Here is a 23,895-nt window from a genome sequence, read left to right as displayed (position 1 = left end):
CTGATAATATGCTTATGATATATATCATTTTATATAATGGAAGAGATGATTAATTTTTTAAACTTAAAATTAAATGCAATGAAAACGACCCTAATCATTCCATTATTTTTACTTACCACATTACTGTTTTCTCAAAACAAAACGGATGATCTTGAAAAAATACCTGACCAACTAACAGGTACCTGGGAGATAGTTTTGCCGGGGGAAGGGGAAATTCCAAGTCAAATATTCAGGTGGGTATTTAATAAAACCTCCGGTAATAACGGAGAAAGTGAATTCCACTGGTTGTTTAAAAGGAAAGAAGATCCAAAATATATTACAGTTGCTGTTTTGGTAAGTGATTTTTTTGTTGATGGCAATACTATTAGAACAAGTTTAATAAAAGCAGGTTCTATGCAAAAGGAATTGATGAAAATGGAATTTTATGATGAAGTCAAATGGTATTATCCGGGAGATCCTATGTTTGGCAAATTTCATCAAGAAGAATTTTACATATTTGAAATAAAAGAGAATGCACTCTTATTAAAAGAGGGAAATAATGACGAAGTTCAAAAATATTCAAAAGTAGAATAGAATTGTTAAATCGTTTTTATTCAACGACTTTATATCGTTTTCCTTTTTTAAGTATTTTCCCCTCATAGCCTTTGAAATAAATTGGGATGGCGATATCATTTTCTTTCCTTACCACAAAATGTAAGTGCGGTCCGTTGGTGTATCCCGTTAAGCCTGAAACTCCAATTTTTTGACCTCGACGAACCAATTGGCCTTCTTTTACAAAACTTCCTTTATAATCTAAATGAACATAGGAACCAAGTGTTCCATCGGAATGAAGGATCACTATTCTGTTGGCTGAATTCAATAGTTCTTTTCCGCCTTGTTTAGTAAACCAATCAATAACTTTAATAACTACGCCTTCCCTTGCCGCATAAACAGGTTCTCCAATATTAAGTTGAAAATCAATGGCATATTTGGATTTTTCATCGAAATGGGATGCCTTGCCATAAAAACTTTGACTGACTTCATATTTCTTTCCTCTTTTGAATGGTAATCGGTACAAATAATTTAGGTCAGGATGAATATGTGATTTGTGTCCCCAGAAATAGCTAATTCGGATACTGTCATTAAATTTTGATGTGAATATCGAATCTGGCAGCTTTCCCGAGTAGGTCATCAGGTCAAGACTATCTTTGGGTAAAAGCAGGAATGATTTTAACTCAGTGCTGTCCTTCCTTGAGTGAAAATAGATCTGAATTGGAGTTAATAATTTATTATTTGCAACCAGTTTTAAATGAGGGTCACTTTTTTTCCAATCAATGGATAAATCATCCTTATAATGTGTTGGTTCATCCATTTGTTTTTGACAGAAACCAGGCCTGATAAAAATAACTATTAGAAGTACGAATAGATTAAATCTCATAGGGTGCTTGCTTATTGTTTTAATATGTGCAGTTTTAATGTAATCTTTATTGACGGACAAATATATAATGAATTTCAATTCATTCGGGAATTATCAATTGGACAATAAGATACGCCGGCCAGATCATGACCGAGCGTTAAAAAAACATCCTGTGGATGTTTTTAGCGATGGGGCCAATTGGCGCGCTGGCATAAAATGTTGTGTTGTTTCCCGAATTAATTTCTTGGATGTAATGAAAGTCAAGCCTTGCTTGATGATCCAATGAGAAGCTTTTCTTTTTTCTTTTTAAGAAGATTGGGATGCATTTTTGTTTTAAAAAGTATTTTTTAGAAACTTAATTACAGAATTCATCTAAAGCTTAATAAACTTTTTTACAGCATGACCTTGATCTGATCGGGTATTAACAAAATAAAAACCACTTCTTAGTGCTGTTATTGGAATTTCGAATTCCATTTTCCCGTCCGTTACTGTAATGTCCAACAAAATTTTACCATTCAATTCGTTGATGGTAATACGATTTAAGGGAATGTCAGATGAAATATGTAAAATCTGCTCAGCAGGATTTGGATATATGTTTAACGATAGGTTTTGATTGAGATCATTTAACCCAAGTCCTGAACAATCTTGCACACCCGTTCCAAAGAAGGACCAATTATAATCATTAATCAGTGATAAGATAGCAGCTTCACTAGTGCAATAGGTGCTGTTTCCTGCATGAAAGGTGACATTCATTGGTATTTTAATTTCTCCAACAGATAAAGTGTTCCAACCAATAATTGTATTATCGAAATTGGCAGTTGACAGGCCAGCGTCTAAAAACATATCCTCCATTGAAATTATACTGCTAATATCCCAATTTCCCAGATCCCTGTCAAAAGATGTAGCTCCAGAAAACATTGTGCTCATAAACTTAACATTACTGACATCCCATACGCCTATATCCTGATTAAACGCTGTTGCACCGGCAAACATACCGCTCAAACTTTCTACACTACTTATATCCCAGCCACTTATGTCCTGGTTAAACGTGGTGTTCCCGGAAAACATACCACCTAAACTGGTTGCGCTACCAACGTCCCAGCCGGTTATATCGGCGGTAAACGCGTTGGCTTCAGCAAACATACCACCTAAATTTTCTACACTACTCACATCCCAGTTACTTATATCCTGATTAAAAGCAGTAGCGCCCCTAAACATACTCGACATGTCTAATACATTAACGATTGTCCAACCACTGATATTCCCATTAAAAGAAGTGTTATTTTCAAACATACTGCTCATGTCAGTCACACTACTCACATTCCAGTTACCGATATCTCCATTGAAATTAGAACCTTCAAACATGTATGCCATATTGATCACGTTGCCTACATTCCAAGTGCTTAAGTTGCTATTTACATTTGTTGTTGAAAACATAGCATACATATTGGTTACATTACTTACATTCCAGCCACTCAAATCTCCTGTAATTGCCGATACGCCAAAGGCATAGCTCATATCGGTGACACTACTTACATTCCAATCGCTTATATCTGCATTAAAAGCCAAAGTGGTCCAAAACGCGTTGGACATATTGGTTACACCACTTAGATCAGGTGTGTCTGTTGCATTACTAACTAAATTCAGACAACCACAAAAGGCACCTTCCATTGATGACCAGGCATTTGTGCCCCATTGCTCAATGGAAAGAATTTTATTTTTGTCTCCCGAACAATTAAAATAAATACGTGGGAATGTACCCCTAATGGCAACGGTATAGGTGCCTGCCACAGTGTAGTCATGTGTAATATCTCCAACGACACCGGAGTCTTCTGCATTAAAAGTAATACCATCATAAGTCCAGTCAACATCATAATTATAGCCTTCTCCGTTAGTATGGATGGATATCGATGTAGGATTTGACGAACCGGAATTATCGGTTTTCCAGGTAGTAATAAAATAAGTTTCCGACTGAGAGAATAAACTTAAACATAATGTAAAAAGTAATAGAGTGATGGCACCCTTTTTTCGGAGGATTTTAGCAGGTAAATTTGTTTTCATACTAAAGGATTTTAATAATTTGTTTCAAAGCGGTAAAAATGGAAATCCAGAGCTTAAATAGGATTGGGGGGGGGTAATGTTCAAGATTAAATGCAAGATTTAAGGCAATAATCGTATCGCATCTATGGTGCATTTAAGAAAACCTTAGATTAAAGATACAATTTTTATTAAAATAGTTATAATCTTTGGAATAGGTCCTTTACATCCCTGACCACCACTCAAATGTTGTGCTGTTTCTTGAATTAACCTCAGGGATATTGTTAAAGCCAAGTTGTACCTGACCACCCAATGAGAAGCTTTTCTTTTTCTTGGTTAAAGAAAGGGATGCCTGTCTGTCGCCAGACAGGCTCTATATTATTCAAATAATGGAATGTTCTTCAGACCATTAATTTTTTATATTTAATTAGTACCGATTAATTAATAAGTATCAGTTTTGTTACAGTCCTTTTGTTTGAATGAATCTTTAAGAAATAAATACCTTTTGGTAAGGTTCTGGTGTTCCACTCGAGTTTTGAAATGCCATATTGAGTATAGCCATTAAATAAAGTTTCAACCTTGTTTCCATTAAAGTCATAGGCTTCAATTATCAGATCTTGTGACGCTTTTAAATTGACTTCAATGGTTGCGTACTCAGTTGAGGGGTTTGGATATACTTTTATCGCATCTTCAATTGAGCTTCCTGCTTTTGCAAAACCTTGATTTTCACAAACCATAGGGGTGGCAATAAAAGTGTAGTCGCTATAAACAATATTGCTTATGTCAAGGCACCAATCGGAATTTGCACGTTTTGATGTAGCCGTAAACACGACTTTTCCACTGGCATCTGTAACACCCGAAACTGAGTTGGATGTAGGTCCTGAGAATTGCCCGAACACTTCGGCACCAGCAATAAAATTGGCTGGATCCTGGTTGTCCGCTACAGTAACGGTAGCCGTCATAACATATTTTCCTCCCTTTGAAGACGTATAACTTCTGTCTAAGGTGATTTGATCAACAGAAATTTCATCATTGCTAGGTGCAGGAGGTTCTCCCAAATATACAGTTTGCTCTGCCATTAATTCCGGGGCGCATTTGCCATGACTTTCCCAAAGGGCATACATTTCTGTTCCTGCCGAATTGGTTACATTCTTATCTCTTAAAAACTCTATGAATTCTTTTGAAGTGCTTTGATAGAATAGTTTGGCCGTAATTTTATAAGTGTCTGCAGGATAATCATATGTTGAAATATCATAATATTGTCCGTCCGGGTAAGTGTAATCGACCGGAGGGGATTGAATGGCTTCAAAATTGGCATTGGTAAATCCTCGCGGAGGAATCCTGTTATCTTTAATCACTACATTGTTAAGCACAAAATGAAAGGATTCACCAGCTTCATAACCGTCTCCGGCTGCCTGGGCTACGGCTTCACTCATGCCTATTTTAGCCTCATAAATTTTTGTATCCTTCGTCAACACTGCAGTGTCATAGTCATAATGACCTGATTCAGTAAGTAAGTCGCCATTGATGTCATAAGTTGAAACATTTAACCATATACGTCTTCCTTCTGGATAACCTGAGGGTAATTTATGTCCGGTTTCATTTGTGATGGTTACATGGGCTTTGTGGTTTACCTCATCAACCTCAACCTGCATTGTTGCTGCATTTTGGAGCATATATCGTGCTCTTTCAACACCAGCCAGAAGGGCGGCATAATCAACTTCACCCGGGAAAAGTTCCGCTATTATTCCGGGCATAAAGGTATTTCCACCTGTCATGTCATGCAAAGGAAGATCATTTCGATGGGGTATACCTCTTTTATTGGCACCATAGCCGGAGACATCTCGCATATGACAGTCCTGACATGAAGACACATATGATTTATTTCCGCCAAAGGCGCTAGAAAAAACACCTTCAGGAGAATTATAGGCACTCATTTTCCATTCACTATAGGTGCGTTCGATTGGAAACAGATTATAGCTTTCAAAAGACGGGGCTGCCTCACCTAAACTGTTGGGCTGATAGGTTCCATCCGGGGCTTTGCTAAATGCAGGATTACTAACATCATGACAAGTGGCACATAAATCGGATTCACTGTGGAATGGGGAATATTTTGTTTTGTGTTTTGCCTCGGCATCCGAGAAAGGACCACGTTTGGCATTTTCTGAATGAGCGATATACATTCCATTTCCGGATTGGGGAGGTATGATGGTCAGCGTCCCCAGGTAGTCTTGATCAGAACTGTAGGTTTCTGAGGTGTAAAAGGTATTGTCTGGGAAGGGATTGGTTCCCAATTGAGCCGGTTTGACCAATTTATGGCAAAAATCACATTGCACACCCTCCATATCGTTGTTGTTAAGGGCGGAACCATCCGTGGGTAATGACCTGCCATTTAGCCAGCCATCGGGAGCATGACATCGAATACATAGATCCCCCGAATCAGGAGCATCCTGATTTGCAATGGCAAGAGAGGCTCTGAATAAGGGATCTCTTATGGCCTGGGACATCATGCTTCCTCTCCAGTTAAAGGCGGGCTCAACAGCCTGATCATATCCGCCATGGCAGTTATCGCATTTGTTTGGGTGTTCAATATTGCCGGATTGACCTGGTTGTGATCCCGGCATAAAAAAATCTTCAATAGTGGTAGGGATAGCGGCTATTAATACAATGGCAATTACAATAATAGCAGCATGTTGTAATTTTTTTTTCATGTCTGATATGTTATGAAGTATTCAGTAGTCCAGATAGGGTAGAATTAAGTCAATCAAAATATTACAATTATTCATTTTATAATATGATTTTTGTCAGTTAAAGTATTCATATGACAGTTATGTCTTGCCAATAATATTTTTTGAATATGGCCCAGATCCTAACTCATATGTTGCGCTGTTTCTCGAATTAAATTCGGGGACGTAGTGAAAGTAAAGTCATCCCTGACCACCCAAAGAGAAGCTTTCCTTTTTCCATTTCAACAAAATGAAGATGCCTGCTTGTCGGTAGACCGACGTTTTTGGTTTTTTTGACTGATGAATCTCATTTTACAGGTGACCAGGATGTAATAACTTAAGAGGTCACAATATCTAGAACTAAAAACATATCAGTCATGAAAAAAACTATTACTAAACTTTATTTTGCTCTCATTGTTATTAGCTGCTTTGCTTTTATGGGGACTATTGAGATGAACAGGTCACATTATTTGCCCACTGCTTCACTGGAGGCTTCAAGTTTTTTGAGATCATCTGGTTCCCCGGGCAGTTCTACAGGTTCACCTGGTGATGAATTTGTTGATTGCACAGATTGCCATAGTAATAGTCCGGGAAATTTTGGCTTGAATGCTTCAATAACAACCAATATACCTGCTACGGGTTATGTCTTAGGAGAAACCTATACCATAAATGTTATGACCAGCAGTTCGGGTGCAAGTGGCTGGGGTTTTGAATTAACAGCTGAAAAAGCCGGAGGAACCAAAGTGGGTGTTTATGATGTAACAGGAGCATCGGGTGCGCCGAAAATAATTACTTCAGGGGGATCTGTGACACATAGTAATGAAACATTTAGCTCATGGAGTTTCAGTTGGACAGCGCCTGGAGTTGATGAGGGGGATATCACTTTTTATGCTGCCGCACTGGCTGCAAATGGAAGCGGAACAGGAGGAGACCAGGTAGTCACTACTTCCGAAGTCGTTAGTCCATCTACATTAAGTCTGGAAGAAACGAATAGATTGACATTTGACTTTTTCCCAAATCCAATAAGGGATTATGTAACCATAAAGTTACCTGATGCGCTGTCCACAGGAAGGGTTGAAGTATTTGATTTCTCCGGAAAATTAGTAAAAGCGTCTGAAATTAACAGTATTGATAAGAAATTGAATCTTGAAGCCCTTGCAACCGGAATGTATATTCTAAGAGTGACCTCGAACGGTAAAACAGATTTTAAAAAAATAATCAAAGAATAATAGCATTGGGCTAGCTTTTGGGAAACTATCCTTTGTTTCTTTTCCAGAGGATGTAGAGACCTCCCTTCCGGTTTGCCGTCTTTTGATTTAGCCAGTTTTATTAATATCTTTATAGTGAGGTCACTACTGTCAATAAAATGCCTCACTTTGCAGGGCTGGCTTCTTCTGCTCAAAAGTTGACCGGAGATTTGTTTTAACATAAACATTGGGTTGTGCTGTATCACGTATTTAAATGGTTGTTTTACCTGACTATAAGGGGCTATTTCAGATCCATCTATATTAAAGGAAGCGATCATATTCCCGGTTCAGGTCCTGTTATGTTCGTTGCAAATCATAACAGTGCTTTTATGGACCCCATTCTCCTGGCAGTGCATTTAAAGCGCCCCCTCTATTTCCTGGCCAGAGGCGAATCATTCAAATACAGACTCACACGCTGGATATTTAATCGGTTTCATATGATCCCCATATACAGGCCAGAGATTACGCCGGACAAGGTGTATAAGAATGAAGCCGTTTTTCAAAGTTGCTTTGACCATCTTAAAGCTCAAAAATCACTAATGATCTTTCCGGAAGGGGTGAGTAAAACAGAACGCCGACTTAGGAAGATAAAAACAGGGGCGGCGCGGATTGCATTGGGAGCAGAAAGTCAAAATGGATTTCAACTCAATTTAAAAATAATACCCATCGGGATCAATTATTCCAACCCGCATTATTTCAGAAGCCATGTTTTTATCAATATAGGTGCGCCAATACAGGTTTCAGACTTTGAAGCCGTGTATCATGATAATGAAAAACAAGCGGTTTTACAGCTTACAGATCAGATTAAAAAACGCCTTGAGGACCTGGTCGTTATTGTGAAGAATGAAAGATTGGATGCACTTACCCGACAGATCGAATTACTCTATGACAGCCAATTGAGTGATCAAAAAGAGACAGATGATAAGGCCGTACAAAAGTTTTTAGTGTCCAGGGAAATTGTAAAGGCCGTAGCCTATAATTTAAAAACGAGACCCAGAGAGACCGTGGCATTTGAGATCAAACTAAACGCTTATCTTAAAAGCCTGGATCGTCTGAAGCTTCGGGACAAGACGATTGGATCGATGAAAATGAGGCTCCGGTTTTGGTCCGACCTGCTTTATTTTATTCTGGGATTTCCCGTTTTCCTGTTTGGTTATGTCTTTAATATTGTGCCTTATAAAGTTTCGGAAATCTTATCACGACGCATAATTGTTCGCAAAGATTTTGTGGGTTCTATGAAGATTGCCTTTGGCATGTTTGTCTTTTTGGTTTTCTATTGTATTGAAACCGCCTTATTTGCAGTGTACATACATACGATCTACGCACTTGTTTTTTTACTCATGCTCTACCCAACGGGATTGTTCACGCTAAATTATATTAAGAGCTTTTATCTCTATAAGGAAAAAATCAGGTATTATCAGCTAAATCTCAATCACAACAAACTCATAGAGAAACTGAAGAGAAAAAGAAGGGAGCTCCTGTACGAATTGGAAATTGGTAATACATTATACGCACAATCCTTAAAAGAGAAGCTTTAGAACATGGCAAAAATGGAGTGGTAAAAAATAAGTTAAAGGGTTGCCCTGACTTATGTGAAGCTGGACAAGTTAAATATGGTCTGAAGTTTAGCAACGAGATTCCTTTAGCTTTCTTTGGATGACCATTCGACCGGGTCTAAGGACGCATCCGATTTATTGTTTTAAGGACGCAAAAGAATCAGGTAACGGGTTTGTTAGATTTAATGATTTGAATGAATTTAATGATGAAGATAAATTTTAAGGTAATTCCAAGTACCATTAAATAAACAGGATTAATAAAGGATTCATCCTGTCCTCTTAGGTATAAGCCTGAAAAAAACAGTAATAAACCCAGAACTAAAAACAACAGTTCTTTTCCAGGCTTATAGGCTCCACTTTTAATTTTCAAAAGAATATAAAGCAACTTAAATGAAGCGCCAATAATAATTAACAGTAATCCAAAAGAGGCCATTTCTGTTATTTTTTTTAGAAGAATACCAACCACTAAAAAAATAATTCCAGTAAATAATAAGAGTTTAGATTTCATGAGTTTCATTTACTGGTAAAAATAAAGCATTTAATTCATATTGAAGTTCCTCCATGTTCTTCATTTCGAATCGAGCGGTCTGTTGTTTGGCAGAAGGGCTTTTAAATCTTTAAGGCAATTTATTTCCGCGTCCATTTTCTGACATTTAAGTAGCTGCTTATGGCAAAACTGAATATAAAAATGAAGACGGTGGCCGAATCGACAAATGAAACAGATAGATCCACACCGGTTAATTGTAATAAAAGAAAATGTATATAGGATGTACTCATATTAGAATACCCGAGCAACTCACGGACCTGCCAGTGCCAGTCTGTACAAAAGCAATAGCCCCAGCCATACCAGATGCCGAGGATGAACCATGAAAATGCGGTGAGCGATAATACAATAAGGTTGGCCAGACGCCACCTCGGAATGAGCCACCCAAATACATTGAATAGGATAACGATGGTATGAAACACAAAAAAGAAAAGGTCAAGAATTCTAAGGATCGGTTCAGGCATTTTATTTACCGTTTTATCAGGAGCATAAAACTAATTCAAAAAGAATTGGATTAGGCGTTTTTCTTCAATAAAAGTATCCCGACAGGCCCACAGTTTTATAGAATAAGTCAAATTTAAAACTACAAAGCTGTACATGATAGACCCGTTTTGCATTATTATAAAATGCCGTCAATTCGAGTGACCCCTCCCGAATCCTCGGGATTAGGAGGGGTTGTATCGAGAATCGGAATTTGAGTCTGTGAAATAGTATTCAACACCCACCCTGCCGTGGAAGGCAGGCGACCCTATCCAAAGACTCGGGTTCACTCTAACATATATTTTATAAAATGGTTTGATCCTATATGCAAAGGTATGCGAGCTATTCTTTAACCACATAGAATACATAAAAAAAGCCCGATCAAGACCAAACTTAACCAGGCTTTTTTGTTTTTATAAGACGGTTTTAAGCGCTCTTTACCTTATTGTAGACAATACTTGTTAGGATACCTAAAATACAGTAAAAGACAAGATTCAATACCCCATTAATAATGGCTCCGGTCATATCCGTCATGTTTGCAAAAGCGAGATCATACCAGCGTTCTCCAAAACCCACAAAGAGACCAACCAGCAAGCCGTAAGTGGCCCCATGGGATATGCTGTGCCCGTTGTTAGCTAATTTGGAATAAATTGTGGAAAAAGCAAATGCCATTATCAGACCGGCAATAATGTTATGCACTTGATCAGGGGCCTCTTTCCAAAGCCCGGTTGCAGTGCCTTCATGACCTTCAAAAAGTGGAGTTCCGATCGTGTTCCATAGCAAATACCCTCCAAGGTAGGACCAAACTGCACCTACCAAGGTTGAAATTAAATTCGTTTTTGAAAACATAATTAAGATTTTAATTGGTTAATACGCAAACAAAAGTATATAAAAATACGATATAGATAAAAAAAGGGTTAAAAATTTATGAACAATGTAATTTGTAATATAATTAATAACTACAGGGTCCTGTCAAGGCGTTTTGATTTAAGCAGGTGCCTTGGTATTTCATGGGTTAGGGCAGAACACTTAAAAAGGGAATCTTGAAAAACCAAAAGAAAAAACCACCAATGGCGGCATAAGTTGATTCTTATCCCACAACACGCCTTTTAATGGCCCGGCTGATAAAACGAATTTTTTCACTCAATGAGAAACGGCTGAGGTTGGCTTTCACCACACCTTTGGTCATGAATGTCTTTTTTTCATAATCGATCTTAACATCGACCAAGACAGGCAGATTGGTGCTGGCCAGGTCAAATGCCTTTTTCATTTTTTCATCTAATTCCAGATCATGGTCTATGGAGACAAAATAGGCGCCGACAGCATCTGCAATGCCCTTTAAATTTAAATCCCCAATAACGGTTGCCGTTTTTCTATTTAAAGGGATTTCCTGTAATTGCGCAATTTGTCCCAATTCGCCATCGTGAAAAACAAAATAAATAATGTATAAACGGTGTGTGACCGCCGTAATGAGTTCCATTCCGGTCATCATGAAAGCACCATCCCCAACGATACCAACAACCTTTTTGTCTCTATTCGATAATTTAGTTCCGATGGCCGCCGGTACACAAAACCCCATGCAATTAAAATCGGTTGGCGAAATAAAATGACGGCCTTTTTGAACAGGCATTAATTCGGCAGCCAGGTACGTATGCAGGCCATCGTCAACCACAATATAAGTGTCATTGTCCGTGTATTTTTCAAGGCTTTCAAAAAAGTACCCTGGTGAAACGATGTCTTTTTGGAGTCCTTTTTTCCATGCCTTCGCATAGTCTTCTTTTGCTTTTTTTATGTATTCGATAAGTTTCTTGTCAGGCTCCTGGAAAGAATTGCTTTTAGATAACCCTTCTGCAATTAACTTCAAGACTTCGGATGCGTCACCTTCAATGGATAAAATAGCAGGGTAATTTTTGTTAAAGACATCGGAATTGATATCGACATGAATCAAATTTTCAGGCACTTTGGCACCATAACTTCCGGTGCCTATTTCCGAAAATCGAACACCAACGGCCAACATCAGATCCATATGCTTAAACGCCTTCTGGCTGGCAGGGACGGCATTAGGACCGAATCCGAAACCCGTATGCAGGGGGTGTGATGCAGGAAATGCGCTTTTCCCTTGCAGGGTTGTACATACCGGTGCTGAAAGGGTTTCAGCTATTTTAATGGTGAATTCAGTGGCGTCAACGGCACCCCAACCAACATATATCCCGGGATTCTTAGCCTTAATGAGGTGTTCCACCGCCTCATGTATTTGTTTTTCATCAACCGTTTTGGGTTGTTTTAATGGTTCAAAAGAAGGCATATCATTAACGGAACCACGGAACAATTGTATTTCAACCGGGACTTCGATGAAAACCGGCCCGGGTTCCCCCTGTATAGCGTCTTGATACGCCTTGTAAACCACTGGAATGATCTGAGAATGATTTTCAATCAGGTAGTACTTTTTTGTGATGGCCTGTACCAGTGTTTTGTGATCGAGTTGATGCAACTGGTAAGATCTCCCGGAATCCCGACGCGTTCCTCCACTGATGACCAGGAGCGGAATACCATCCAAAAAAGCTTCCCCTATACCGCTCATAGCATGGGTTACACCCGCAGCAGGAACAATTACAACGGTACCAACAGAATGACTTGTACATGACACGCCCAAACCCATAAAGCTTGCACCAACTTCGTGGGTAACAAGGATAGGTTCAATCTGTTCACTGCTATTTAGTTGATCATAAATTTCGGTATTGTGTACACCTGGTATTCCAAAAGTGTACTGCACCCCAATTTGTTCCAGTGCATAAACAAGTAATTCGGCTCCGGATTTTTTCATTTTTCAAAGTGATTTTAAGGAATTATAGAACACGGTTTTTCAAAATGAGTTCCTCAGTCTAATATAACTACTATCCAGCGCTTTAATGGATGTGCATCCAATTAATTGCATGACACGGGTCATTTCATCCTTTAATATTTCAAATACTCTGTATACTCCGGCCTGTCCACCTGCCGCCAATCCATACAGGTAAGCTCTGCCTACTAAAACGGATTTTGCTCCCAGAGCGATCGCTTTTATCACATCAGCACCTCTCATTATGCCCCCATCTATAAGGACTTCCAGATCGGTACCCACGGCCTCCACCACCTCCGGCAGTAAGTCCAGAGTGGCCGGTGCACCGTCCAATTGCCTTCCGCCGTGGTTGCTTATAACAATACCTGTTGCTCCGATTTCAGCTGCCTTTACAGCATCTTCCACACATTGAATTCCCTTTAATATAAAAGGTCCATTCCATTGTTTGCACAAAGCCGCCGCATCCTTCCAATCCACGGTGGCGCTGAACTGTTCGTTGACTTCATCTATGACTTTTACAGCAAGAGCACCATGCGGCAGATGCGCGGTCATATTGGCCATTCTCCATTTTGGTTGGGTCAGGTAATGGTAGAGCCATGCCGGTTTGCTGAGTGCCGAAAGCCCGGTCTTTAACTTGAGCAGATTCGGCCTTCCATGTCCGTTTCTGATGTCGCGTTCCCGTTTGCCCAGTGTGGCGAGATCAACGGCCAGCATTAATCCGTCATAACCTTGCTGACGGCTCCTCAAAATAAAATCCTGAACCATGGCCTTATTGTGCCAAACGTATATCTGGAAAAACTTTGGCCCGTCAGAACAGGCTGCGATATCTTCAATAGAGGTGGTCCCAACGGCAGACAATGTATAAGCACCACCCGCCTTATGTACAGCCTTTGCAACAGCCTTCTCCCCCCTGTAATGAAACATACAGGACATACCTGTGGGTGCCGCGATGAGAGGTAACTTTAAAGGTCTACCCTGTACTTTAGCGGATAGGTCAATTTCGCTTACATCTCTCAATACGCGCGGTATAAATTCATACTTTTCAAAAGCGTTGCGGTTCCAATTCAGAGTACGTTCGTCTTCTGCGCCACCATCGATATAATCGAACATCACACTGGGTATTTTTTTTCGGGCTAATGCTTTCATATCCCCAATGGATATGCAATGACTTATTTTAGACATTTTATAAATACTTTTAATTCGACAAAACAATTGTTGCGAAGTTGATATGAAGCAGCACTCCAGGAATAACCAACTCAAGGGGAATAAATTAGCGAATAATAAAGAGGTATAAAATGATTAATATCATCCCTGTTGTAGCGTGATAATTCAAAAAAAGGGGATCCGAAAATGTGACAAGGTCATTTAAAAATAAATAAGTGAAAGTCTATTTCTATCGAGGGCGGTTTCTGGTTTTACCTCGTTTGAACAAATCAGGGAAAATGGAATTTCTAACGCGAAACACTAATGAGACCTGTAATCAGGAAAAAAAGGAGCAAAAGGAATGAGTAGTAAAACTCAGCGTACAAATGCCCCACTTTACCTTCCTTCTTCAAAGTCGTTTCTTTGTATAGTGGAAGGTACTTAAATATTTTTCCTTTTACGTAAAACCCTTTGGTGAACAAACTGGCTTCCTTACCATTTGATTTGAGATATTTTATAATGGAAATACTCACATAAAGGTTATACCAAAGCGCAATGAGGGCAAGTAATCCAAAAATTATAGAAAAACGCATTGGTCAATTTTTCTTAAAGTTAAAAACAATGAAAACAATTCCCAAATTACCAGTATTAAAAGTTAAGGGCTATTTTAGCTAAAGGGCCGCATGGTCCGCGGCAAATGATCTTGTATTGGCCAACTAAGTGAGCTAAGGTCCTTTTAGGATACACTCATGGAATTCTTTACCTTGCAGTAAGGTCTTTTCGGCTGATAATTATCATGTTATTTCTTGCTGGAAATACCTAATTTTTGGCTTAGCTTTTTTAAGCCTGAAGGATCTGTCCGAATAATGCGTTCAACGTCTTTTCAGGATATACAATGGCTATAGGATGTATACCTTTAACTAAACTATTCATGACTACCGGAAGCCATATTACAGGTTGTCGTGAAATAAATTTATTTGTGATGAAATACATTATAATGTGCTTTTGCATCATGGGTCTTATGACGAATGGGTATTCGCAATCCAAAATAGGAAAAGCTGAAAACAGTGTAAGCAGGAGCAGTGAACGGAGTTCCTCGAGAGATTATGACGATGATGATAGTGATGGTGATGGTTTTTTCGTTGAAACATTTGGCGGGATCATCGTAGAGGCCTTGATGTATATGACCTACTATACACTCATAGAAACGCCGTTTGAAACGCAGTACCCTGCCAGTCAGGCCCCTTTGACCCCTTATCCCTACACAAATCCTAAAAAAGGAAACTATACATTTTCTATGGACGAGGCCTACAGTCCATTTAGAGCGGAAATCACCGGCAGGTATATTTCTGAAAACAAGGCCATGAAAGGGATGAATGTAACCTTGGATATGCGATTTCTAAAACGTATGGGTTTTGAGTTCGACTACCATCAGCTATGGGAACGAAATTTCAATTTCGGCAATGATCAGTTGGCATTTTATAATCTGATGGCGAAATACTACCGCATACGCGCTGAACAAATAGATGCCTGGTGGGGTGTCGGAACAACCTATATTGATGGGAATGTTGATCAATTTGGATTTACCTATGGTTTGGGTACTGAACTCTTTTTTGCGAACCCGCTAAGCCTGGAAGTTAATTTTAAACAAACCTTTATAAATTCGGAAACCGTCAACAAATTGAATCTGATGCTTAACTTTCATATAAAACGATACAAGGTTATTGGCGGCTATGAACACCTTAAAATTGGTTCACAGCGCTTTCCAACCTTCACCCTTGGGGGAAGTTTATTTCTTTAGTATGATCAACGACGCTGTACATGTTGCTTAAACCTTCTTTTTTAAATGGTCCGAGAGACGCAAGGACAGCGCGGTTAGGGTCAGTGTCGGATTGGGTGCCGCGGAAGTAGGATAGCATCCTGAACCGGCGATGAACAGATTGGAGATACCATGAACCTTGCAGTTCGAATCGACCACCCCTTTATGGGGGTCATCAGCCATTCGTGTCGTCCCCATATGATGCCATCCCCCATTGGTCTCTTCAGGGAACAGATCATCATCCGGATCTCTGAGAAAGGCTTTCATTTTCACCCTTCCCAGTCCGGATTTGCCAAATTCCTGTCCAAGAATATGGATTATGGTACGCACACTGTGTTTGTCTAAACGTGTAAGGGCCCAATGCAAATGGGCTTCCGGAACGCCCAGAGCATCGTTTTTACCATCCAGGGTAATGCGTGAATTGGGATTGGGCGCCTGTTCAATACGGATATTTAACTGGTGGGCCTTTTCAATAAAACCGGACGCATTGCGTCCCTTTTCATCGGCCTCTCCCCAATTCGCAAACACATTGTCCATGCTTTTTCTGGGATCTTCATTTTGCCAGGTTTCCATTCTTGGTTTCATATATTGCGCCACTTTAAGAGGGGTAAGGGAAACGGTACCATTCAATATTTTCTCCTGTTCCTGGAGGTCTTCAGTAATGGCAAGTTCGGCACTGGCCCTGGTCTTTCCATAATCCCAGGAATACAGGTCGGAAATAAAGGGCTCAAATAACCACAATTCCCCGATGGCAACCTCTAAATGCTCCATAAAGAATCTTCCAACAAGGTCGTTCTGGTTCCCAATACCTTTAGGAGCCTGTGAATTAGAAGCTAACAGTAAGCGTGCATTTTGAATGGCACCGCAAGCCAGTATGACCTGTTTTGCTCTGACCGTATGGGTTTTCCCTTCATGATTTTTTACGATAATGTCCGAGACTTCCGAGAGGCCATCATTGGTCAGAATGTTTGTGGCCTGGGCATAGGTATACAGATGAATATTCTTCGAATTAATAATGGTATCTCTGTATAATGTATTGTAGCGGGCCGTGCTGAACTGCCATATTTTGTTCCAAATTACAGTGTCATCAAGGGGAAAAGGTTTAAGGTTGGGGACCTGTTCATTCCAGTAACGGTAACTGTAATTGTAGGGCCCAACTTCAAGTACCTCATTGGCCTTGGCGTAATATGGCTCCAGATCCGCCAAGGTAATGGGCCATCCGCTGTGAGGCACCCATGGGCGTTCTTTAAAATCGATGGGATCAAAAGGAGCACACATCCCGGCCCAATGCCCGGTGGTTCCTCCAAAATAATGAAGCCTGCTGGCGCGTAAGGGATAATACTTTTGCCCGCTTGTCTTTCCGGAATATAGGTCTTGAATGCTATCATCATAATCAAAGCCCCCGCCTTCAAGAAGAATGACTTTGTACCGGGAGTTATTCCAGTCCAGGGCCATGCTGATTCCGGCCGCTCCTGCCCCAATAATACATAAATCGCCTTCTATAATGCTGTTATTCGGAAGATGCCTTGCGTCTATATGCATTTTAATTAATTTTAGTTAATGCCATCAGAGCACATTGCCGAGCCTCGGTTTTCGATAAGATCCAACCCGCGATAATAAGGGTGTTTTTTGATTTGAAATCCTGAATGATGTTTTGCTTCAAATGGTCCTTTAAAGACATGGTTTCGTCTTTGTATTCTTTGGTAAGGAGGCGAATAAGTTTTTTTTCACGTCCTTCCTTCGGATGGGTTTCCAAATACATTTTCCCTATGTCACTTAGGATGTCCTCCTTCCATATTAAGGGCAAAGCATGATTTCCAAGATCAGCCGGATCATAGTCAATTTGCTTACAGCCTACAGTCACCAATGGCGTCGTTATGGCAAGTGACCCCAGTATCATGGATTTTGTAAATACGCGTCGTTTCATATATCGTTCTGACAACAGTCCTATAAGGCGGTTAGCGGTGCTTTGGACAGGCGGCCATGTAGTTTCCAAGGTAGAAATTTAAAGTGAATAATCCTAAATAAAATCAGCACCAACTGGAATGGGCTAAAATGGCCTGTTCACAAAAGTGTTGCAGTGTTACAATTCTGTTGCAGGACTTGTAATGTGCTTTTCTAATCCTTTGAATATCAAAGATTCTCAATAAATCGTTCTCAGTTATAAGCACGACTGCTCTAAGGAATAAAAGGATAGAGTCGAGTTTAAATAGGCATGTCAATGCGTAATTCATAGTTAGGCGAGGTATAAGGAACTTAATTTTTAATTACCTTTATATAAATAATAAAAAGCTTAAGTCATGAAAATTAAATTGTTACTGATTGGTTTAACATTTTTTATATCCTGTTCAAATTCCAATCAATCCAAGGCCCAGATAGAACAGGAGGTTCTTAATCTCGAAAAAATGGCGTTGGACAAATGGGCTGGGGGAGATCCTGTTGGTTTTGCAGAGAACTTTGCTGCAGATGCGACTTATTTTGATGATATTGCAGCGCAAAATCGCGTATCAGGATCAGAGGCCTTGAAAGGCTATTTTAAGTCCCTTGAAGGGAAGATTCCTCCGCATCGCTATGAGCTGGTCAACCCTCAAGTCCAGGTATATGATAACATGGCTATTCTCACCTTAAGATACAATGCGAAAACCACGGACAATGAACCGGGACCGCCGTGGAAAGCCACGTCGATATATAAATTGATCGAGGGAAAATGGAAGGTGGTTCATGCGAACTGGTCTTTGATCAAGGAATAGCGTGTAATCCTGTCTCCTCTGGCGGTATGTGTTACTTTAAAAGTTATTATTACTTCATATGCGTATAATGGCTCCTTAAGTTGCCGCCCTGCAAGGCGTATCTTTTAGAACTTATGATGCGTCATAGGTATACTATTGATCTCAAATAAGTTCTTTCTGTAATGGGCTGTATTTTATTCATAAAAACACCTGGCACCTGTCTCATGCGGGTAAATGACATGATGAATATCATTTTAGGACCGTCTTAAAATGCATACATTTTTGGATGCAATTGTAAACCTCTAGTCAGTCTAATGCATGAGCCCGTTTATTAAGGGATATGTCGTTGCGGCCGTGACATGAAAAGGCGAAACTTACGATCCAGAAAATCAGCAGAGAATGAAAACCGCATACCGGATAAGCGCATTACTGTTAATGGCAGCCCTGGTGTCATGGGCGCAATCGGAATACACCAAAAATCAAATACACAGCCTTGAAATTAAACTGTACAAGGCCAATGTCAGTAATGACCAGGTCATTAAGGGAGACCCCATTTATAAAATAAGGCCACGCTACCCTATTAGCGGGGACTTCAATACCGGTAAGATCGAGTACGACCCCTATGGCCGGGTAACAGCCATCTATTACCCGAATAATAAGGGGGACTACCACATAAAGGACACCTATACCTATAATGAAAAAGATCAGGTCGTCAAAGCCAAGATGACCCTGTTCGAATTACAGGACAGCATCATTTTGAATATCGCATACGATTCCCTGGGCAGAATTGAAAAAACGCGATGGAACAAACATACCTTTCCTGTAAAAGGGTGGTTGCACAAACTGTTCTATAAGTATTGGAGTAAGGACCTGACTGATGAAGACTACCACAGATACTATCTTTCATACAACGATAGTCTCAATCAGTTAACAGAAACCGAATTTAACAATAGCATCCCAAAGAACGATCATTATTTTGAGTTAAGGGATGCACAGGGGAATCTGCTGAAGGAAAAATACAGGTACATAGACACCACCCAGATGGGGCCCTTACAACCAAAAATCATCGACACCATCACCGTACTGCGGGAATATCAATATACGAGCAGTGGCCTCCTGAAAACAGATAAAAGAAGTGTCGAGAAAAGGTCCTTACAAAAAGGCCTGCCTAACGTAAAATCCTATGACAAAAGTATCGTGACATTCAATTACACCTATAACGATGACGACAAGGTCAGGGAAGAAATAAAGACGGTTGAACAACTACCGAGTAAATCAGGATTCATTAAAATAAAAGGAAGTATGAAGACCTTCAGGCGGGTACATGAGTACCCGGACAACGGTAAAAAGCATATCGTTTATACCTATGATGATAAAGGTAATTTGGAGTACAGCACTACCAGAGTGTATGGTAGTGACGATAAATTAATTGAATATGTAGAAGACTATGGCAAGCGAAAATCTATAGACAGATATAATGAAAGGGGAGATCATACGGTTCATATCGTATTGAGGAAAAATAAAAAGATCTCGGAATCCACCGCGAGATACACCTATAATGACCATGGGGATTGGACGACATGCCTGCTTTACCACAATCAGAAAGACGACCCCTTGTACTTCCTTGTGGAAAGAACCATCGTTTACTATTAAATCAGGTTTAAGTTCTTTCCTGGGCGAAGTGGATAGCTGTTAAAACAAGCACTATGGCCACCCTTTGACAAGCGTTCCTTATTTTGAACCAGGAGGTGGCGTGGCCGCTCTCACAGAAGGCTATGCTGTAACGGGATGTTTGTGATAAAATAACGTGGTGTACAGTTGTATTAATGGCGATAATTAAAAATTCGGACGCTCTTTTTAAGTATCTTTAGTTATTCTTTCAGCATTCTAGACAAAAATACGATGGCAGCACCCAGGAAGTTTAGCACCTTACCGGTTTTTTTAACTGCAATATCTACAATATTAGGAGCGATCATGTTTCTTAGATTTGGTTTTGCCGTAGGTTCGGTTGGATTTTTAGGAACCATCTTTATCATATTGATCGGGCATATGGTAACCATACCGACGGCAATGGCCCTGGCCGAAATAGCTACAAATCAGAAAGTGGAAGGCGGTGGTGAGTATTTTATAATTTCCAGGTCCTTCGGGATCAATATTGGTGCTGCCATCGGCATCGCCCTTTATTTTTCTCAGGCCATCAGTGTGGCCTTCTATGTCATTGCCTTTGCAGAGGCTTTCGAAGTCCTTAAGCCCTGGATGGCATCAGAATTAGGGTATATTATTTATGATAACCGCTTGTTCAGTATTCCTGCCTTGTTGTTATTGATATGGCTCATGGTGCGGAGGGGCGCCGATTTGGGGATGAAGGCCTTATATGTGGTCGTGTCTCTTTTGGGCATCTCCCTGTTCCTTTTTTTCTTTGGCCATACAGGCTATTCAGAAACCTTCGACCCTTCCTCATTGTTTAAAAGCATAAGTCCGGACAATGGCTTTTTTTATGTCTTTGCCATCATCTTTCCCGCTTTTACCGGGATGACAGCGGGGGTTGGGCTTTCGGGTGATCTGAAAGATCCGAAAAAGGCCATACCGCTCGGCACCCTGACGGCTACAGTTACGGGGATGGTGATCTATTTCTTTATTGCCTATAAGTTGGCCTCATCAGCCTCACCGGCCGACCTGATAGAAAATCAGTTGATTATGGGAGACATTGCCATCTGGGGTCCCATTATTCCAATTGGTCTGGCCGCTGCAACCATTTCCTCGGCTTTAGGGTCATTTATGGTGGCCCCGCGCACCCTGCAGGCCATTGGCGGCGATAGTGTGTTTCCAAACAAATTCCTGAACCGCTGGGTGGCCAGGGGCAATAAAGCAAACAATGAACCGAGAAATGCGACTATCGTAACCAGCATTATTGCCCTCGTGTTCGTTGTATTGGGGGATGTCAACGCGGTGGCTGAAATCATTTCTATGTTTTTTATGGTGACCTACGGTTCGCTTTGCCTAATTTCATTTCTCCAGCATTTTGCCGCCGATCCCTCATACAGGCCATCCTTCAAATCGAAATGGTACCTCTCGCTTCTGGGCGCCGTTATGTGCGTGTATTTAATGTTCAAGATCAACACGCCCTACGCCCTTTCAGCCATTGTCGTCATGATCTTACTGTACTTATACATTTCCTCTAAAAGCGATGTCAATAAAGGCATGGCCAATATATTTCAGGGGGTGATCCAGCAATTGAGCAGAAGGTTGCAGGTGTTTCTTCAAAAATCCGAGAAGGCCAATACCGAAGAAGACTGGAGGCCGTCGGTCGTTTGCCTGTCTGTTGATAGTTTTAAGCGCTTGGACACCCTCGAGTTGATGAAATGGATTTCACATAGCTATGGTTTTGGGATGTATGTGCATCTCGAACATGATTACCTTTCGAGTGCCTCAAAACTGGCGGCAGATAAAAAATTGGAACGGCTCATAGACTATGTGTCAAATAACAATTCCAATGTCTTTGTGGAGACCCTGGTGTCCCCATCAACCACCTCGGCCATTGCATTTATTATTCAGCTGCCGGGTATTTCAGGACAACCTAACAATATGGCCCTTTTTGAGTACAAAAAGGGAGAAACGGCATGGTTGTCAGAAGTCATTGACAACTACAATCTGATAAAAACAGCAGGTCATGATTTATGCATTCTTGCCAGTTCGGATAAAGGCTTCGGATTCAGAAAGAATATCCACATCTGGATTAAAAAAGAGGATTATGAAAACGCCAATTTGATGATCCTGCTCTCCTATATTATCTTAGGTCATTCCGATTGGAAAAAGGGTCAGATAAAGATTTTTGCGGCTTTCCCGGAAGAGAGTATTGCTAAGGAGCAGGAGAACCTTATACAACTGTGTGCCACCGGAAGGCTTCCCATATCGCCAAACAATATCAATGTTATTCCCATAGAGGAACATAAAAGTAAAAACGATTTGATTAATGCCTATTCTGTGGATGCCGACCTGACGCTAATCGGTTTTCATGAAGGCCATGTTAAAACGGATGAGCATACCATATTCGAAGGCTATGAGGATGTGGGCAACATCCTGTTTGTCAATACCCTAAAGCCTAAATTCATAAAATAACCCCTATCTAAAACCCTTGGTACTTAATAAACTTTGTACAGTATAACCGAGTTGGTCAAATGCAAATTTCAAAGATTCTGTCAATGATAATCGTCGGGCCCTTTTATGTGAAGGGTAATGAATGAGCCATAGACTAGGCCTTAGGGTTTCAATAGCCCTCATTGGCATCGTTAATTTCAATCCAATAACCATCCGGATCCTGGATAAAGGTTTGTCTTACCCCATCCGGTCTTTTCTGAATAAAATAAGGCTGTCCGCCGCCCAAATTAGAATAGGTCACGCCATGCGCCTTTAAATGGGACAGATACCCATCCAGATCATTGGTGGAAATGGCAAAATGATTGAAGTTGCTGGGCTTGATTTCAACTCCGGGAACTTCTCCGACATGTAATTCCAGATTATTGCCCAGCGATAAAAACATCTGCTTGTCGGGCAGCCAATCGGCATTTAAATCCTTCAGACCAAGCACCTCAGTATAGAAGGGTTTACTCACAGCAAAGTCGCTCACCACCAGGGTAGTGTGCTGCAAGGTCAAATTATAGGAAGTCGCTATATCGGTACCATTTTCTGCAGGGCTGTTTTGCGTATGTCCTTGACAAAAAAAGAGACACAGGATAACCTTGAGGGTGAACGCTTGAATTTTTAACATCATAAAAGTTTTTGATTAAAATATGACAACCCAAAAGAGGGAGGATCACCATACCCTCCCACAGGGTTTGTTTAGATTGCAAAAATCGGATTAGTCTTCAACGACAACAGCGTCAAAGGTTTCCACCAGGGCGATAAACAGGACACAGGGTCCCTTATCAAGGCATTTGGCCCGATGGGGTTTACCCGAAGGACCATACAGATAGGAACCGGCCTTCACGACAACAGGGTCCTCTCCTTCATATTCCACCTCGAGTGCACCGCTCATTAAAATCATGCGCTCTGCGGACTTATGCGTGTGTTTAACGACCTCGGTATTTGCTTCGATCTTAAAGAAGAGATCGAGATTGGGTGCCGCCATGTCCCCATGCAGAATGGTAAAGGAACAGTCTGGAAAGAAATCGGGAGCAGGGAGCCAGGTCAGACTGTCATCATCGGGCGACATCGCCAGGGAATGTTCTGAGGACAGCACCCCATCGCCTTGTCCGTGAACAACAGTGAACTGGAACAGCGCAATAAAAAAAAGGGATTTCAGGGCCAGCTTGAATTTGTGTGTTTTCATACGATGTGGTTGATTAATTCCCTCTTAAGATACAAAAAATAAGTGAACAC

At 40.6% G+C, this 23,895-nt stretch carries 20 protein-coding genes; 7 read left to right on the top strand and 13 right to left on the bottom strand.

Annotated features, from left to right (window positions below; translation table 11 throughout):
* Positions 1–36: 36 nt before the first annotated feature.
* A complete protein-coding gene (locus tag MR041_RS02450; protein WP_242091994.1) occupies positions 37–573 on the top strand; it encodes a hypothetical protein in 537 nt (178 codons plus the stop codon).
* A gap of 16 nt (positions 574–589) precedes the next feature.
* Here MR041_RS02450 and MR041_RS02445 read toward each other — a convergent pair whose 3' ends face one another.
* From MR041_RS02445 to MR041_RS02435, 3 genes are all read right to left on the bottom strand, one after another.
* Positions 590–1,351 (bottom strand): M23 family metallopeptidase, encoded by a 762-nt coding sequence (locus MR041_RS02445; RefSeq protein WP_242091993.1) that lies wholly within the window; start codon positions 1,349–1,351, stop codon positions 590–592.
* 417 nt (positions 1,352–1,768) lie between these two features.
* Positions 1,769–3,457, bottom strand: a complete 1,689-nt coding sequence (locus tag MR041_RS02440) for a BspA family leucine-rich repeat surface protein (protein ID WP_242091992.1) — start codon at positions 3,455–3,457, stop codon at positions 1,769–1,771.
* A 413-nt stretch (positions 3,458–3,870) separates the two neighbouring features.
* Positions 3,871–6,144, bottom strand: coding sequence for a T9SS type A sorting domain-containing protein (locus MR041_RS02435; protein WP_242091991.1), 2,274 nt, complete (start codon positions 6,142–6,144; stop codon positions 3,871–3,873).
* A gap of 392 nt (positions 6,145–6,536) precedes the next feature.
* On the opposite strand from MR041_RS02435, the gene MR041_RS02430 reads away from it, so the two are divergent.
* Together MR041_RS02430 and MR041_RS02425 are read left to right on the top strand one after the other, a co-directional pair.
* Positions 6,537–7,388, top strand: a complete 852-nt coding sequence (locus tag MR041_RS02430; protein WP_242091990.1) for a choice-of-anchor V domain-containing protein — start codon at positions 6,537–6,539, stop codon at positions 7,386–7,388.
* 212 nt (positions 7,389–7,600) lie between these two features.
* The gene (locus MR041_RS02425; protein WP_242091989.1) at positions 7,601–8,944 is read left to right on the top strand and encodes a lysophospholipid acyltransferase family protein; all 1,344 of its coding nucleotides are present in this window, start codon (positions 7,601–7,603) and stop codon (positions 8,942–8,944) included.
* 178 nt (positions 8,945–9,122) lie between these two features.
* On the opposite strand, the gene MR041_RS02420 is transcribed toward MR041_RS02425, so the two are convergent.
* From MR041_RS02420 to MR041_RS02395, 6 genes are all read right to left on the bottom strand, one after another.
* Complete coding sequence (locus MR041_RS02420) at positions 9,123–9,470, bottom strand: hypothetical protein (RefSeq protein ID WP_242091988.1); 348 nt, start codon at positions 9,468–9,470, stop codon at positions 9,123–9,125.
* A 119-nt stretch (positions 9,471–9,589) separates the two neighbouring features.
* Positions 9,590–9,970: a DUF2784 domain-containing protein gene (locus tag MR041_RS02415; RefSeq protein WP_242091987.1), complete on the bottom strand. Its 381-nt coding sequence runs from the start codon at positions 9,968–9,970 to the stop codon at positions 9,590–9,592.
* Positions 9,971–10,412: 442 nt separating this feature from the next.
* Positions 10,413–10,835 (bottom strand): hypothetical protein, encoded by a 423-nt coding sequence (locus MR041_RS02410; RefSeq protein ID WP_242091986.1) that lies wholly within the window; start codon positions 10,833–10,835, stop codon positions 10,413–10,415.
* Between the two features lie 241 nt (positions 10,836–11,076).
* Positions 11,077–12,810, bottom strand: coding sequence for a thiamine pyrophosphate-binding protein (locus MR041_RS02405; RefSeq protein ID WP_242091985.1), 1,734 nt, complete (start codon positions 12,808–12,810; stop codon positions 11,077–11,079).
* 39 nt (positions 12,811–12,849) lie between these two features.
* Positions 12,850–14,007: an alpha-hydroxy acid oxidase gene (locus tag MR041_RS02400; protein WP_242091984.1), complete on the bottom strand. Its 1,158-nt coding sequence runs from the start codon at positions 14,005–14,007 to the stop codon at positions 12,850–12,852.
* Positions 14,008–14,276: 269 nt separating this feature from the next.
* Positions 14,277–14,561 carry a hypothetical protein gene (locus MR041_RS02395; protein ID WP_242091983.1) on the bottom strand — a complete coding sequence of 95 codons (285 nt, stop codon included), beginning with the start codon at positions 14,559–14,561 and terminating at the stop codon, positions 14,277–14,279.
* A gap of 389 nt (positions 14,562–14,950) precedes the next feature.
* On the opposite strand from MR041_RS02395, the gene MR041_RS02390 reads away from it, so the two are divergent.
* Entirely contained in the window at positions 14,951–15,769 is an 819-nt protein-coding gene (locus tag MR041_RS02390) for a hypothetical protein (protein ID WP_242091982.1), read from the top strand.
* Positions 15,770–15,796: 27 nt separating this feature from the next.
* Here the strand turns inward: MR041_RS02390 and MR041_RS02385 are convergent, their stop codons facing one another.
* Both MR041_RS02385 and MR041_RS02380 read right to left on the bottom strand, forming a co-directional pair.
* Positions 15,797–17,329 (bottom strand): FAD-dependent oxidoreductase, encoded by a 1,533-nt coding sequence (locus MR041_RS02385; protein WP_242091981.1) that lies wholly within the window; start codon positions 17,327–17,329, stop codon positions 15,797–15,799.
* A gap of 1 nt (position 17,330) precedes the next feature.
* Positions 17,331–17,783, bottom strand: coding sequence for a hypothetical protein (locus MR041_RS02380; protein WP_242091980.1), 453 nt, complete (start codon positions 17,781–17,783; stop codon positions 17,331–17,333).
* A gap of 304 nt (positions 17,784–18,087) precedes the next feature.
* On the opposite strand from MR041_RS02380, the gene MR041_RS02375 reads away from it, so the two are divergent.
* The 3 genes from MR041_RS02375 to MR041_RS02365 all read left to right on the top strand — a co-directional run bounded on the left by MR041_RS02375 (position 18,088) and on the right by MR041_RS02365 (position 22,635).
* Positions 18,088–18,537 (top strand): YybH family protein, encoded by a 450-nt coding sequence (locus MR041_RS02375; RefSeq protein ID WP_242091979.1) that lies wholly within the window; start codon positions 18,088–18,090, stop codon positions 18,535–18,537.
* A 378-nt stretch (positions 18,538–18,915) separates the two neighbouring features.
* A complete protein-coding gene (locus tag MR041_RS02370) occupies positions 18,916–20,169 on the top strand; it encodes a hypothetical protein (protein ID WP_242091978.1) in 1,254 nt (417 codons plus the stop codon).
* 249 nt (positions 20,170–20,418) lie between these two features.
* A complete protein-coding gene (locus MR041_RS02365) occupies positions 20,419–22,635 on the top strand; it encodes an APC family permease (RefSeq protein ID WP_242091977.1) in 2,217 nt (738 codons plus the stop codon).
* A gap of 148 nt (positions 22,636–22,783) precedes the next feature.
* Here MR041_RS02365 and MR041_RS02360 read toward each other — a convergent pair whose 3' ends face one another.
* Entirely contained in the window at positions 22,784–23,287 is a 504-nt protein-coding gene (locus tag MR041_RS02360; RefSeq protein WP_242091976.1) for a VOC family protein, read from the bottom strand.
* Between the two features lie 87 nt (positions 23,288–23,374).
* Positions 23,375–23,755, bottom strand: a complete 381-nt coding sequence (locus MR041_RS02355; RefSeq protein ID WP_242091975.1) for a cupin domain-containing protein — start codon at positions 23,753–23,755, stop codon at positions 23,375–23,377.
* Positions 23,756–23,895: the final 140 nt, after the last annotated feature.

The sequence above is a fragment of the Aestuariivivens sediminicola genome, assembly GCF_022662015.1.
Taxonomy (GTDB): Bacteria; Bacteroidota; Bacteroidia; order Flavobacteriales; family Flavobacteriaceae; genus Aestuariivivens; species Aestuariivivens sediminicola.
This window is presented reverse-complemented; position numbering and strand designations above follow the sequence as displayed.

What these genes read in the sequence shown, in the direction of transcription:
- MR041_RS02360 (WP_242091976.1), bottom strand. Translation starts at nt 23,287, where the DNA reads ATGATGTTAAAAATTCAAGCGTTCACCCTCAAGGTTATCCTGTGTCTC.
- MR041_RS02450 (WP_242091994.1), top strand. Translation starts at nt 37, where the DNA reads ATGGAAGAGATGATTAATTTTTTAAACTTAAAATTAAATGCAATGAAA.
- MR041_RS02405 (WP_242091985.1), bottom strand. Translation starts at nt 12,810, where the DNA reads ATGAAAAAATCCGGAGCCGAATTACTTGTTTATGCACTGGAACAAATT.
- MR041_RS02415 (WP_242091987.1), bottom strand. Translation starts at nt 9,970, where the DNA reads ATGCCTGAACCGATCCTTAGAATTCTTGACCTTTTCTTTTTTGTGTTT.
- MR041_RS02430 (WP_242091990.1), top strand. Translation starts at nt 6,537, where the DNA reads ATGAAAAAAACTATTACTAAACTTTATTTTGCTCTCATTGTTATTAGC.
- MR041_RS02440 (WP_242091992.1), bottom strand. Translation starts at nt 3,457, where the DNA reads ATGAAAACAAATTTACCTGCTAAAATCCTCCGAAAAAAGGGTGCCATC.
- MR041_RS02370 (WP_242091978.1), top strand. Translation starts at nt 18,916, where the DNA reads ATGAAAACCGCATACCGGATAAGCGCATTACTGTTAATGGCAGCCCTG.
- MR041_RS02400 (WP_242091984.1), bottom strand. Translation starts at nt 14,007, where the DNA reads ATGTCTAAAATAAGTCATTGCATATCCATTGGGGATATGAAAGCATTA.
- MR041_RS02435 (WP_242091991.1), bottom strand. Translation starts at nt 6,144, where the DNA reads ATGAAAAAAAAATTACAACATGCTGCTATTATTGTAATTGCCATTGTA.
- MR041_RS02385 (WP_242091981.1), bottom strand. Translation starts at nt 17,329, where the DNA reads ATGCATATAGACGCAAGGCATCTTCCGAATAACAGCATTATAGAAGGC.
- MR041_RS02375 (WP_242091979.1), top strand. Translation starts at nt 18,088, where the DNA reads ATGAAAATTAAATTGTTACTGATTGGTTTAACATTTTTTATATCCTGT.
- MR041_RS02390 (WP_242091982.1), top strand. Translation starts at nt 14,951, where the DNA reads ATGAAATACATTATAATGTGCTTTTGCATCATGGGTCTTATGACGAAT.
- MR041_RS02395 (WP_242091983.1), bottom strand. Translation starts at nt 14,561, where the DNA reads ATGCGTTTTTCTATAATTTTTGGATTACTTGCCCTCATTGCGCTTTGG.
- MR041_RS02365 (WP_242091977.1), top strand. Translation starts at nt 20,419, where the DNA reads ATGGCAGCACCCAGGAAGTTTAGCACCTTACCGGTTTTTTTAACTGCA.
- MR041_RS02420 (WP_242091988.1), bottom strand. Translation starts at nt 9,470, where the DNA reads ATGAAATCTAAACTCTTATTATTTACTGGAATTATTTTTTTAGTGGTT.
- MR041_RS02445 (WP_242091993.1), bottom strand. Translation starts at nt 1,351, where the DNA reads ATGGATGAACCAACACATTATAAGGATGATTTATCCATTGATTGGAAA.
- MR041_RS02410 (WP_242091986.1), bottom strand. Translation starts at nt 10,835, where the DNA reads ATGTTTTCAAAAACGAATTTAATTTCAACCTTGGTAGGTGCAGTTTGG.